We start from the raw sequence: 13,085 nt of genomic DNA, 5'->3' as shown, positions 1-13,085 counted from the left end.
AAAGCTGCACGGCTGAGTCTCTGGCAGGATGGATTCCATGACTGCAGAGACGCATTTCCCCGCCCCGCCCGTCGCCAAGAAGGTCCCGACGGAACGCACCCACCACTCGGACACGTTTGTCGATGAGTACGAGTGGCTGCGGGAAAAGGAGAGCCCCGAGGTGGTGGCCCACCTCACTGCCGAGAACAAGTACACGGAGGCCGTGACCGCTGGCCAGGAACAACTCCGGCAGGACATCTTCAATGAGATCAAAAACCGCACCCAGGAAACCGATCTGTCGGTTCCCTCCCGCAAGCGGGGCTGGTGGTATTACGCCCGCACCGAAGAGGGCAAGCAGTATGCCATTAACTGCCGGGTGGCAGCCACTGACACCGGGGACCTGAACCGGGACTGGACTCCACCGGAAATCGTCCCGGGCCAGCCGATCGACGGCGAACAGATCATGCTGGACGGCAACGCCGAAGCCGAGGGGAAGCCGTTCTTCTCCCTGGGCGGCCTGGCCGTTACCGAGGACGGGCACTTGTTGGCCTACTGCGAGGATAACGCCGGCGACGAGCGGTTCACCCTGCGCATCAAGGACCTGCGCACCGGCGAGCTACTCCCCGATGTGGTGCCCAACATCTTCTACGGCCTGGCCTTCTCGCCCGATGGCACCCAGGTGTTCTACACGGTGGTCGACGACTCGTGGCGCCCCTACCAGATCAAGTCCCACACCCTCGGCACCCCGGTGGAACAGGACACCGTGGTGTACCAGGAGGACGACGTCGCCATGTGGACCGGCTTCGACCTGTCCGCCGACCGCTCACAGCTGATCATCGGCATCGGCTGCTCCGAATACAGCGAATACCGAGTCCTCGATCTGGCGAACCCCTCAGCAGGCCTCCTGACGCTGATCCCGCGCAGCGAGAAGGTGCTTTACGAGGCGGACCCCGTGACGGTCGACGGCGAGCGCCACTACGTCCTGACCCACAACCGGAACGCCAAGAATTCGATGGTCAGCCTCGCCGCCGAATCCGAGTTCGGCTTACCGCTCGCCGAGCAGCGGTGGCGCACAGTGGTGGAGCACGACGACGCCGTCCGCGTGGGCGGTGTCGCCGTCACCTCCACACACCTCGTCGTCTCTGTCCGCAAGGACACCATCGAGCGGGTCCAGGTCCTCCCGCTCGAAGGGCTCGGGACCCCTACCCAGTCTGTCCCCGAGGAGCCAGCGTTCGATGAGGAGCTGTTCACCTGCCACCTGGCCGACGCGGAGTTCGACTCGCCGATCATCCGGCTCTCCTACACCTCGTTCTTCACTCCCCCACGCGTGTACGACTACGTGCTCGACACCGGCAGCCTGCTGCTCCGCAAGCAGACCGAGGTGCGCGGCGGGTACCGGTCGGAGGACTACACGGCCGAGCGGCAATGGGCCACTGCGACGGACGGCACCCTGATCCCGCTGTCGGTGCTGCGGCGAACAGACCTTCCAGCGAACGGCAGCAATCCGGCCCTGGTGTACGCCTACGGCAGCTACGAGATCAGCATGGATCCGGGTTTCTCCATCTCCCGGCTGTCGCTCCTGGACCGCGGCGTGGTCTTCGTCGTCGCGCACATCAGGGGTGGCGGCGAGATGGGCCGCACCTGGTACGAGGGCGGGAAGAAGCTCACCAAGAAGAACACGTTCACCGACTTCGTGGATGCCACCCGCCACGTCGCGGCGTCCCCCTTCGTCGATCCGGGCAGGATCGCCGCCATGGGCGGGTCGGCGGGTGGCCTGCTGATGGGCGCCATCACCAACCTCGCCCCCGAAATGTACCGCGCGGTCGTGGCCCAGGTGCCGTTCGTTGACGCGCTGACCACCATCCTCGACCCCGAGCTGCCGTTGTCAGCCCTGGAATGGGAGGAATGGGGCAACCCGATCACCGACCCCGAGGTGTACCGGTACATGAAGGAGTACACCCCCTACGAGAACATCCAGCCGACGGCCTATCCCCGGATCGCCGCGGTAACGAGCTTCAACGACACCCGGGTGCTGTACGTGGAGCCCGCCAAGTGGGTGGCTAAGTTGCGTGAAACCACCACCGGCAGCGAACCGATCGTCCTGAAAACCGAGATGGACGGCGGCCACGGCGGCGCCAGCGGCCGGTACGAAAAGTGGAAGGACGTCGCCTGGGATTACGCCTTTGTGGCCTCCGCGCTCGGGGCCGAGAAGCCCCTGACCGGCGACACCACCGCCTAGCACCGCCGCCCACGGAGGAGGGCGCCGCATGGGCACCCTCCTCCGCGGCCCGTCTCGTGCGGTAATAGTGCTGCCCCCTGTCGTCATCGCTTGACACCAGCCTGCCTGCCGGTATTACCTGAATCAATTACCTAATGAACATTCGGTTACTAATCACGGTCACCCAGTAGTGAGGCTCCAATGGCGGACACCGGCGTCCAACCCACGCACCCTATCCTCGAACAGGACCATGCCTCGCGCTGGCTCGGGATCGACGTCGTTGCCCTTGACGACGGTTACGCGGTGATCACCATGACGCTGCGCCCCGAAATGCTGAACGGGTTCGGGATAGCCCACGGCGGGATGGTGTTTGCGTTCGCCGACTCGGCCTTCGCCCTGGCCTGTAACCCGGTCGGTGAGACCGAAACGATCACCGTCGCCTCGGGCGCTGACGTCACCTTCCTGGCTTCTGCCCGGCCAGGCGACCTGCTGACGGCCACCGCCACCCACCGCGCCTCGGCTGGCCGGAGCGGTCTTTACGACATTGCGGTGACCGCCGAGAACAGTGAGGGTACCCGTGCGATTGCCGAATTCCGGGGGCGGTCCCGCACCATCCCGAACCCGAACCGGCCCGCCGACGCCCACAGCACCGTTCCCGGCACAGCCGTCCCTAGCCGTGTTGTCCCCAGTAGTGGTGTCCCCAGCACAGAGAAGAGCCTCCCATGACCAGTACTGCACTCAAGGCCACCGCCGCTGATCCTGCAACCCTCGACGCCGAGGAGCTGATGTCCCGGGACCAGATCGAGGCACTGCAGCTCACCCGGCTCCAACACACCGTGCAGTATGCCTATGACAACGTCCAGCTGTACCGGGAGAAGTTCGACGCGGCAGGGGTGCACCCCACCGACCTCAAGGAGCTCGGCGACCTTTCGGTGTTCCCGTACACCACCAAGGAAGACCTGCGCCGCACCTACCCGTTCGGGATGTTCGCCGTCCCGCAGGACCAGGTGGCCCGAATCCACGCATCGTCAGGGACCACCGGCCGCCCGACGGTCGTCGGCTACACCACCGGGGATCTTGACCGCTGGGCCACGCTGGTGGCCCGGTCGCTCCGCGCGTCGGGCGTCAAGAAGGGCGACAAGGTCCACAACGCCTACGGCTACGGGCTCTTCACCGGGGGGCTCGGCGCCCACTTCGGAGCCGAAAAGCTTGGCTGTACAGTGATCCCCATTTCGGGCGGGCAGACCGAGCGGCAGGTCCAGCTGATCACCGACTTCGAGCCCGACGCCATCCTGGCGACTCCCACCTACCTGCTCACCATCCTTGACGCGATGGCTGCCGCGGGTATCGACCCCGCCAGCACGTCGCTGAAGACCGCTGTGCTCGGCGCTGAGCCCTGGACCGAGGAGATGCGCCACGAGCTGGAGAGCCGGATGGGGTTCGATGCCTGCGATATCTATGGCCTGTCCGAGGTGATGGGCCCCGGCGTGGCGGGCGAATGCGTCGAAAGCAAGGACGGCTCCCACATCTGGGAAGACCACTTCCGGCCGGAGATCATCGACCCGTTCACCGACAAGGTGCTCGACGACGGCGAGCACGGAGAGCTGGTGTTCACCTCCCTCACCAAGGAGGCGCTGCCCATCATCAGGTACCGCACCCACGACCTGACGCGGCTGCTTCCCGGAACTGCGCGGCCCGGTATGCGACGCATGGGACGCATTACCGGACGCAGCGACGACATGATCATTCTCCGCGGGGTCAACCTCTTCCCCACCCAGATCGAGGAGATTGCGCTCCGCATCCCGGCGCTCAGCCCTCACTTCCAGCTGGAGATTACCCGTCCTGAAGGCCAGCGGATGGATGCGATGACCGTCAAGATTGAACCGCGCGAGGGCGTCTCGGCGCACGACGCGGAAGCCGCGGCCAGCCACCTCAGCGAGCAGATCAAGATCCACATCGGATCCAGCTGCGCGGTCACCATCGCCGAGCCGGGTTCACTGGCCCGGTCCAGCGGCAAGCTCCGCCGCATCTACGATCTGCGACCCAAGGGCGGCAACTGATGCCGACCGCTTCCTCGCAGACGGCCAACCGCCGCGGGCGGCCCGGCTACGACCAGCAAGCCGTCCTAACGATCGCCGTCGACGTGTTCAACCGGCACGGCTATGAGGCGACGTCAATGGGCGTCCTCGCCGAGAACCTGGGAATCAGCAAGTCCGCCATCTACCACCACGTCCCCTCCAAAGGGGATCTGCTGCGCCTGGCGCTGGACCATGCCCTGGGCGGCCTGGAAGCCGTGCTGACCGATCCGCTGGCCACCTCGGGCAAGGCTGACGCCCGCCTGGAGTTCGTGTTGCGCGGCACCATCGCGGTGCTGATCGAGCGGCTGCCGTTCGTGACCCTGCTGCTGCGGCTCCGGGGAAACACCGAGGTGGAGCGCGGCGCGCTGGAACGACGGCGCGCCTTCGACCATCAGGTGGCGGCGCTGGTGGACGCAGCGCGCACGGAAGGGTCCCTACGCTCCGACATCGACCCACGCACCACCACCCGGCTGCTGTTCGGCACCATCAACTCGATTGTCGAATGGTACAAACCCGGCGGCGCTGTGACACCGGACCAACTGGCCGACGACGTCATCACGATGGTCTTCGACGGGCTCCACAGCACCTAGGACACCCCGAGTCCATCCGCGGGCTCGGCTACTTCTCGACGAGCGTCAGGACGTCGTAGGTCGCGACGATTTCGTCGTCCTGGTTGTGCAGCACGGCGTCCCAGGCGACCTCACCGTATTCTTCGTCCTCGCGCGGGGTGATGCGCTTGGCGGTCAGGGTGACGCGGATCGAGTCGCCAGCAGCCACCGGGGTGATGAACCGCAGGTTCTCCAGCCCGTAGTTGGCGAGCACCGGCCCCGGAGCGGGGTCAACGAACAATCCCGCACCCCAGGACAGCAGCAGGTACCCGTGCGCCACGATCCCTGGGAAGAACGGGTTGGCGGCAGCGGCTTCCTCGTTGGTGTGCGCGTAGAAGGTGTCCCCCGTGCTGTTGGCGAACGCCGTGATGTCCTCAAGGGTCACCTGTCGCAGCTCCGAGCGGACGGCGTCGCCAATCTGCAGGCCCGCCAGGTCCTTGCGGAACGGGTGTGTGTCATCGAACCGCTGGTTGGCACCGATGTGCCAGACGCCGGTTACCGCGGTGAGCATGTTCGGGGACCCCTGGATCGCGGTGCGCTGCATGTGGTGCAGGACCGATCGGATACCGCCGAGTTCCTCGCCTCCGCCAGCGCGTCCCGGTCCACCGTGCACCAGGTGCGGGACCGGCGAGCCGTGGCCGGTGGAACTGCGGGCATCTTCCCGGTTGAGCATCAGCACCCGCCCGTGGTGGGCTGCGATACCGAGAACCAGCTCGCGCGCGACGGCGGGGTCGTTGGTGCAGACCGTCGCGACCAGTGATCCTGCGCCGAGGGCGGCAAGCCGGACGGCGTGGGCGGCGTCGTCGTACCCGATCACCGACGCCACCGGACCAAATGCTTCAACGGTGTGCAGCTCGATTGCCTCGGCATTTTCCCAGGTCAGGAGGACCGGGGACATGAACGCACCGTCCGTGACGGTATCCACCGTGCCGTCGGCACGGGTGACGCGGGGAGCGTCGAGGGTGCCGTAGGCCAGTTCGCCGCCGGCGGCGATCATGGTCTCGACGGCGCTCCTGACATCCCTGAGCTGGTCCAGCGATGCGAGCGCACCCATCGTGACACCCTCGGCGCGCGGATCGCCGAGGACGACCCGCTGCTCGATGCGCTCCCTCGCCGCGGCGACGACGTCGTTCACCAGCGCCTTGGGCACGATGGTGCGGCGGATGCTGGTGCACTTCTGCCCCGCCTTGACGGTGATCTCGGTGACCAGGGACTTGATGAAGGCGTCGAATTCGGGGGTGCCGGGGACGGCATCCTCACCGAGGATCGCGGCATTGAGCGAGTCCGTTTCGGAGGTGAAGCGGACGCCGCCGTGCACCACGTTGTCATGGGACTTCAGCTTGTTGGCGGTCGACGCCGACCCGGTGAACGACACCATGTCCCGGTAGTCCAGGTAGTCCAGCAGATCGCGAGCGGACCCGGAGATCAGCTGGAGCGCCCCCTTCGGCAGGATGTTGGATTCGATGATGAACTTCACGACGGCGGCCGTCAGGTACCCGGTGGGGGTCGCCGGTTTGACGATGGTCGGTACGCCGGCCAGAAACGCCGGCGCCAGTTTCTCGAGCATGCCCCACACCGGGAAGTTGAAGGCGTTGATCTGGACTGCCGCACCGGGGATCCGGGTGTAGATGTGCTCACCGAGGAAGCTGCCATCCTTGGAAAGGATCTCCGGTGGGCCGTCCACCACCACGTTCGAGTTCGGCAGCTCGCGGCGGCCCTTGGACCCGAAGGTGAAGAGCACCCCGATCCCGCCGTCGATGTCCACCATCGAGTCGATCTTTGTGGCGCCGGTCCGGGCGGACAGCTCATACAGCGACGTGCGCTGCTCATTGAGGAATTGCGCCAGGGCCTTGAGCATGAGCGCCCGCTGGTGGATGGTGAACTCCCCCAGCTCCCGCTGACCGGTGGTGCGTGCATAGTCGACCACCTGGGCGACATCGAGCCCCTCGGTGCTGACGACCGCGAGTGTTTCGCCGGTGCTGGCATCCCTGACTTCCGCACTGTTGCGGTCCGTCAGAGAGCCGGCGTCGGGCGTCCACCAGGCGTCCTCGATAAAACTGGGAACCGTCTGAACGCGTACCGCTGTTGAAGTCATCGTCGACTTGCCTTTCGCCTTTGGGTGTCTCGAGCGCCCGCCGCCTCAGGGAGGATAACTGAACGGACGTTCGGTAATATGTCCAGCGTACATTAACCGACATTTTCCGCACCCGTTTCTTTCCTCCCTAAGGAGCCCTCCGTGACCCATCAGGTCTGGCAGATTCAGCTTGGCGAACTCGACGAGAAGATGGGCGTGAAGATTCTCGAGCAGTCGGCGGAGAGGGTGGTGGCTACCATGCCGGTGGAAGGCAACCGGCAGTCATTCGGCCTGCTGCACGGCGGTGCGTCGCTAGCGGTCGGTGAGGCAGTGGGGTCGTGGGCGGCCGTGATCCATGCGAGCACTCTGGGGAAGACGGCCGTCGGCGTGGATGTGTCGGCCACCCACCACAAGTCGGCCCGCGAAGGAATGGTCACCATCACCGCCACCCCAATCCATCTGGGCGGCACCCTCACCACCCATGAGGTGGTTCTGACCAACGACGACGGCGCCCGCCTCTGCAGCCTGAGGATCACCAACCTGATCATCGACCGCCGCTAGGTCATCAGCTAGCGGTTTTTGGCCAGCCGATGGGTGAGCCCCGCCAACACCTGAGGCCACTCGGAGGCGATGATCGAGAACACGACGGTGTCCCGCAGACTGCCGTCGGGACCCCACCGGTGGGCGCGCAACACCCCGTCCTGTTTGGCGCCCAGGCGGGCGATTGCCTCCCGCGACTGCTGGTTCATCCAGTGGGTGCGGAACTCGACGGCGGTGCACCCGATTGTTTCGAAGGCGTGGGCCAGGAGCAGCAATTTGCTTTCGGGGTTCGTTCCAGTGCCTTGGACGGAGGCTCGGTTCCAGGTGTAGCCAATCTCAACCCGCGGTGTGTCGGCGTCGATGTTGCAGTAGGTGGTCATGCCGAGAACCTGGCCGGTGTCATTCCGGCGGAGGGTGAAGGGCAGCATGGCACCCTGGGCCTGCAGTGCCAGCCTTCGGTCGATCTCCTCAGCCATTGAATCAGGAGTGGGCACCGAGGTGTACCAGAGGTTCCACAGTTCGCCGTCCCGGACCGCGTCGACCAGTCCATCGTGGTGCTCAGTCGAGAGCGGCTCCAGGGTGACGGATGGGCCGGTGAGCGTTACGGGTAGCAGTGCGGTCATGGGCCCATTCAACCACGCGGGTTGTCCTGCCGCGGGCTGATTTAGACGGACAGGCTAGCCGGTCAGCCGGGCCCGTAACCCTGCCAGTTCCGCGGCGGTGAGGCCCGCATCCAGCAGATACCGCTCGGCGTCGAAATCGTCCAACAGCTCCCGCAGATGCGCTACCGACAGGTCAACACGCTCCGCCAGCTCGGTTTCGGACAGAGGTATCTCTCGAGGCGTCTCCTGAGTCGAATGGAACTCGTTGATCCCCCGGACACCCCTGGCGTAGTCCTGGACAATCTCATCGGTGGGCACTCCCGCGGCGGCCAGCATCACCGTCATCACGAGGCCGGTGCGATCGCGGCCAGCCGAGCAGTGGACCACGACCCCACCGTCGGGCGCGTTGATCACCGCCCGCACCACCGCGACGATCTTTTCCGGCCAGCGCCGCAGGTTCTCCAGGTAGTACTTCGGCGAGCTCAGGTACGGGCCCACCAGCTCCATGAACTCGGCGTCGGACTGGTCCTCGGTGGGACAGTTGACGATCGAGAAACGGCCCAGCGCTTCCTCGGCAACCGCCGGGTCGTTCTCCCGCCGACCGTACTCTCCGGGATTCCGGAGGTCGACGACGGTGCGGACCCCGTCGTCGTGCGCCTGCTGCCAACCGTCAGCGGTGATCCACTCGTGGCGGCCCATCCGGTAGATCCGACGCGGTTGGATGAGGCCGCCCAGGCCGCCGAGATCGCGGGCGTTGACCGCTCCGTCCCACCCGACGACGCCCGGGCTGGCAGCGTCAGCTGCCTGGTCTGGGTGCGAGATCATGTCCACACCCTAACAAGTGGCGGTCCGGCGGCGGATCTTTCCGCCCCCCATATCCAGGAAGCCTCCGCAGGAGTACCTTGAACCCATGAAAACTCCCCTAAGGTCCCTGCTGGGACGCGGCACCGCCGCCACACTTCTCGCGTTTGGGCTGGTCGCCGGCACCGTCGCCGGCCCCGCCTCAGCCACCGTCCCCGACCGGCACCGGGGACCCGCCGACTATGTTGCACTGGGCGACTCCTATGCCGCCGGATTCGGCGCAGGATCCTACGTCAATGCCTGCGGGCAATCCCCGCTGGGACTGCCGGGTCTCCTCGATGAGCGACGGGGAATCGAGCTGACCTTCAACGCCTCCTGCAGCGGGGCGAAGGCGACCGCCGACCGCACCGACGCCATACCTGACCTTCCCGAGCAGCTGGAGCAACTCGTCGGCGCCGGGTTGATCGGAAAGGGCACCGACCTGGTCACCGTGTCCGCCGGAGGCAACGATCTCGATTTCGGCTCGGTAGTCGGTGCGTGCGCCACTCAACCGCTCGCCGTCTGCGAGCAGGTGATCAACTCCCGCACACTCCAGGCCCAGACCACGCTCGCTGCCGCGCTGGATGAACTGTATGGCGACCTCCGCGCCGCCGCACCGAAAGCGCGGATTGTTGTCACCGGCTACCCACACCTGTTCTCACCACGATCGGGATCCGAAGTACTGCTCAGCACCGAGGCGCAACGGTTGTTCAATAACGGCACCGATGCGCTCAACCAGGTCATCCGGCACAACGCCAAAACCAACCGACTGCAGTACGTGGACGTGGTAAAGAAGTTCAAGGGGCACGGCATCGGGACCAGGGACCCGTGGATCACCTACACCGGGTTTACCGCTATCGACGACCTGCACCCGACTGCCAGGGGGTATGAGCAGGGCTATTTCAAGGCGGTCCGCAGCACGGTCAACCTGTCCACCCTGTGGCGCTGAACGGGCCGCACCGCTGACAAGACTGTGGGCTGATCGGAACCGGGCGTTGCGTGGAACCCGTCTAACGGAGCAGCTCGTAGAACCGCCAGAATCCGAATTTCTCGATCGGCAGCGTCCTGATGTCGGAGAACCCGGCCGCCACCGCATACGCGTGCAGGACGTCGGGGCGCATCACCGTCCCGGTGGCGGTGCTGAGTGGGTGTGACATGCCGTCGGGCAGGCAGATAAGCAGGCTGAACCCGTACATCAGCCGCTCCAGTTCATCTCCCGGTGCGGTGAAGGTGTCTGCGACGGCCTCGTCCATGACAATCACCGTTCCGTGCGGGGCGAGGGCCTGCCGGGCCGCGGCGAGGACTTCCACCGGGTGGGGCAGGTCGTGGATGCATTCGAAGGCGAACACGGCGTCGTACGACGCCGCGGGGATCACCTTGGCGTCCGCCTCCCAGAAGATGACCCGGTCCTGCACACCCGCGTGCGCGGCATTGGCGGTCGCCAGTTTCACTGACGCAGGGTCGACGTCGAATCCCTCCACCGTGGCGTTCGGATAGGTGCGGGCCAGGGCGATGCTCGACCACCCCCCTCCGGCGCCCACATCGGCTATCCGGGCGCCGGGTCGGCGCAACTGCGCATCCAGGTGCTCGATCCCCTCCAACGCGCCCGGCAGGACCGACTCGAACCAGGGGCGGTTCATGTCGGCCTGCGACTCCCGGGCGTCAGCACCAAAGTCTGACCACCCCACGCCGCCTCCGGTCCGATAGGCGTGGAGCAGGGATGGGAGTTGCACTGCGGCCCCAGCAAACATCCGGGCCAGCGGGGCAAGGTAGTTCAGACTTCCCTCATCGGTGAGCACCTCCGCCGCACCCGGGGGGATGGAGAACCGCCGCTCACGCGCCGCGGCGTCGACGCCGTCCACCGGCCCGGGGGCAACGGCGAGGATCCCGGTAACTGCCTGCTGCTCCAACCATTCCCGGGTGTACCGCTCGTTCGTGCCGGATCGCTGGGCCAGCTCGGCGGCGGTCGCGGGCCCACCATCCCGCAACTGCCGGTACCATCCCAGGCGGTCGCCCAGATGGATGGCGAGCGCGTCGACCATGCCCAGGGAGGCATCGAGCACACGCTGGGCCATCGTCTCTGCAGTAGGAGTGGTGTGCTCGTGATCCTGTGATTGTTGGCTGGCCTCGCTCAAAGGGTGCCTCCCTTAAAACACCTCACCGGGTGTGACGGCTCCTCAACCTGAGCCGTCAGTGGATTGCCACTATGGCCCAACTTGCGTTCGCTGGCAAGGCGTTCGCTGTAGCATGTGGGAAACCAAAGGGTCTCGTTATGGCCCGCTTTCCCCCTTCATCTCTCGAGCCCCAAAGGCCAACCATGAAGTACCGCGCACGCACCACTGAATCCAAAAACGTCCTGGCGGGCAGCGAACGTGACCTGTACCGGATCCAGGCCATGTCCCAGGAAGCCCTGGACAAGCACCCAGCGGTAGCTGGCGGCGTCGAGCAGATCAAGATGGACCTGCTCGCTGAAACGGCTGAGGCGCGCCAGGTGGTGGATCAGTCGATCGTCGAGGCTCCCGCGCCCCGGAGGGCCACACGCTGGTCCGGGCTAGCGATCTTCGCAGTGATCATCCAGGCGCTTACCTTTCTGGCGGCGGGCTTCGCAGGCTTTGTCCTGCTGCCGCCAAGGCAAAGCTTTAACCTGGACTTACCCTACCTAGTCCAGTTCAGCACAGTCGGTGCCTACATCACTATCGTCTTGGTGATCCTCGGCCTGCTGCTTCCGGCACCAGGGGATAAAACCTATCGACGGCAGTCCTGGCAGCTCTATGGAGCTGAGGTGTTGATCGTCGCTGTCGGCGTCGCCGTGGGTCTCAACCGGTCGAGGACTGATGTCGATGCTGCGGAGGCGAACTGGACGCCGTGGCTGATCGCCAATCTGGTGGCTGCAGTGCTGCTCCTGGCGCTCACCGCCAAGGGCTTCGCTGCGTCCCGTGAGGAGCCTGTGGAGCTGGAACCCCAGGACGTGGATCGGGACTACTTCACTGCAATCCACGGCGTCAAGCGTGGAGCCATCGACCGGCTCGAAACCCTGATGAACGGGAATCCCCAGGAAAAGAAAGCCGTGGACCATGAGTGGCAGAGCGCTGTGAAGACAGCATCGCGCAAGAGGCAGATCTCCAAGAACGCTGCCGCCCACGCCAGCCGCACCACTGCATGGCGCTGGCAGCTCGAACTCGTCGCCGAGCCCGATTACGAGGTCCCGGAGGAGCAGGAGAGCCAGCGATGAAGTACCGCGATCCCAAAGCACCGGCAAGGAATGTCCTCGCTGGCAGCGACCAGGACCTTGATCGGCTGCAAACCCTGGCGGAGCAGACACTGGACCAGCATCCGGTGGTTGCGCCGGGCGTCGAACGGATCAGGCAGGACCTGCTGTCGGCAACGCAGGATGCCCGCCGGGATTATGAGCGGGTCGCCACGGCTACCCCCCTTCGGCCTGGCTGGGGCGGATGGACTGGACGTGACCTTCTTGTGGCAAGTGTCCACAGTCTGGTGTTCTTCGCTGTGGCAAGTGTCGCCTTCGTTCTGCTGCCCACCAGATTCAACCGCACCAGCGACCTGGGAAGCATGCTGACGTGGAGCACCAATTCTGGTTATGTCGCTGTCGCGGTCATTATCGTCGCCCTGCTGCTCCCCCGGGCCTCGATCAAGGACCTGACCCGTCAGCTGGCCGGGTTCAGCCTCCTGCAGGTGGCGTTTATCGCCGTCGGTTTGGCGTACGGCGGATACCTCTCCACCTTCCGTGAAGATGCTGCCGAAGCGGGCTGGACCCCGTGGCTGGTTTCCAATCTGGTGGTTGCCGTGATGCTTCTTGCTCTTGCCGCCAAGGGGTACGCCTCGGCCCGGCATTGGTCACCGGCGAGGGGACGGAAAACGATGGAGGGCGACTACAGGGCGGCAATCCACGGGGCTAAACGGGAAGCCGTTGACCGCCTCGAAACCTTGCTCCGCCACCACCCCCAGGACCGGCTGGAACTGGAGCAGAAGTGGCGGAACGCCGTGCAGCGCCTGGTGCGTGAGCGGCGGATCTCCCGGAGGGCAGCTGCCAACGCGAAGGTCAGCACCCCGTGGCGCTGGCAGCTGGAAGCGGCTGCCAGCCCCAGGTATCGGGCGCCCGAGACTCAGACGCTCAACGACTGACCC

General features: G+C 65.6%; 12 protein-coding genes. 8 read left to right on the top strand and 4 right to left on the bottom strand.

Annotated features, from left to right (window positions below):
• Positions 1-37 precede the first annotated feature (37 nt).
• The 4 genes from HMI58_RS07970 (at position 38) to HMI58_RS07955 (ending at position 4,865) form a co-directional block, all read left to right on the top strand.
• A complete protein-coding gene (locus HMI58_RS07970) occupies positions 38-2,218 on the top strand; it encodes a S9 family peptidase (protein WP_171618819.1) in 2,181 nt (726 codons plus the stop codon).
• 180 nt (positions 2,219-2,398) lie between these two features.
• Entirely contained in the window at positions 2,399-2,923 is a 525-nt protein-coding gene (gene paaI / locus HMI58_RS07965; RefSeq protein ID WP_171585831.1) for a hydroxyphenylacetyl-CoA thioesterase PaaI, read from the top strand.
• On the top strand, positions 2,920-4,257 hold the full coding sequence (gene paaK / locus HMI58_RS07960; RefSeq protein WP_171585829.1) for a phenylacetate--CoA ligase PaaK: 1,338 nt from the start codon (positions 2,920-2,922) through the stop codon (positions 4,255-4,257). The genes paaI and paaK overlap by 4 nt, the downstream gene beginning before the upstream one ends.
• A complete protein-coding gene (locus HMI58_RS07955; RefSeq protein WP_171618817.1) occupies positions 4,257-4,865 on the top strand; it encodes a TetR family transcriptional regulator in 609 nt (202 codons plus the stop codon). Before paaK ends, HMI58_RS07955 begins: the two co-directional genes overlap by 1 nt.
• 28 nt (positions 4,866-4,893) lie before the next feature.
• Here the strand turns inward: HMI58_RS07955 and paaZ are convergent, their stop codons facing one another.
• A complete protein-coding gene (gene paaZ, locus HMI58_RS07950; protein WP_171618815.1) occupies positions 4,894-6,978 on the bottom strand; it encodes a phenylacetic acid degradation bifunctional protein PaaZ in 2,085 nt (694 codons plus the stop codon).
• 189 nt (positions 6,979-7,167) lie between these two features.
• Here paaZ and HMI58_RS07945 point away from each other — a divergent pair, with 189 nt between their 5' ends.
• Positions 7,168-7,518 carry a hotdog fold thioesterase gene (locus HMI58_RS07945; RefSeq protein ID WP_205208012.1) on the top strand — a complete coding sequence of 117 codons (351 nt, stop codon included), beginning with the start codon at positions 7,168-7,170 and terminating at the stop codon, positions 7,516-7,518.
• A gap of 8 nt (positions 7,519-7,526) precedes the next feature.
• On the opposite strand, the gene HMI58_RS07940 is transcribed toward HMI58_RS07945, so the two are convergent.
• Both HMI58_RS07940 and HMI58_RS07935 read right to left on the bottom strand, forming a co-directional pair.
• Complete coding sequence (locus HMI58_RS07940; protein WP_171585823.1) at positions 7,527-8,120, bottom strand: GNAT family protein; 594 nt, start codon at positions 8,118-8,120, stop codon at positions 7,527-7,529.
• A 54-nt stretch (positions 8,121-8,174) separates the two neighbouring features.
• Positions 8,175-8,924, bottom strand: a complete 750-nt coding sequence (locus HMI58_RS07935; RefSeq protein ID WP_171618811.1) for a tyrosine-protein phosphatase — start codon at positions 8,922-8,924, stop codon at positions 8,175-8,177.
• An 85-nt stretch (positions 8,925-9,009) separates the two neighbouring features.
• Between HMI58_RS07935 and HMI58_RS07930 the strand changes: the two genes are divergently transcribed.
• Positions 9,010-9,888 carry an SGNH/GDSL hydrolase family protein gene (locus HMI58_RS07930; protein WP_171618809.1) on the top strand — a complete coding sequence of 293 codons (879 nt, stop codon included), beginning with the start codon at positions 9,010-9,012 and terminating at the stop codon, positions 9,886-9,888.
• Between the two features lie 61 nt (positions 9,889-9,949).
• On the opposite strand, the gene HMI58_RS07925 is transcribed toward HMI58_RS07930, so the two are convergent.
• Complete coding sequence (locus tag HMI58_RS07925) at positions 9,950-11,074, bottom strand: class I SAM-dependent methyltransferase (protein ID WP_225667964.1); 1,125 nt, start codon at positions 11,072-11,074, stop codon at positions 9,950-9,952.
• 182 nt (positions 11,075-11,256) lie between these two features.
• Here HMI58_RS07925 and HMI58_RS07920 point away from each other — a divergent pair, with 182 nt between their 5' ends.
• Positions 11,257-12,171, top strand: coding sequence for a hypothetical protein (locus tag HMI58_RS07920; RefSeq protein WP_171618807.1), 915 nt, complete (start codon positions 11,257-11,259; stop codon positions 12,169-12,171).
• Complete coding sequence (locus HMI58_RS07915) at positions 12,168-13,082, top strand: hypothetical protein (RefSeq protein WP_171618805.1); 915 nt, start codon at positions 12,168-12,170, stop codon at positions 13,080-13,082. The genes HMI58_RS07920 and HMI58_RS07915 overlap by 4 nt, the downstream gene beginning before the upstream one ends.
• Positions 13,083-13,085: the final 3 nt, after the last annotated feature.

It is taken from the genome of Arthrobacter sp. 147(2020) (genome assembly GCF_013116715.1).
In the GTDB taxonomy this organism is placed as follows: Bacteria; Actinomycetota; Actinomycetes; order Actinomycetales; family Micrococcaceae; genus Arthrobacter_D.
Note: the sequence above shows the minus strand (reverse complement) of the source record. Positions and strands in the feature narration are given on the sequence as shown.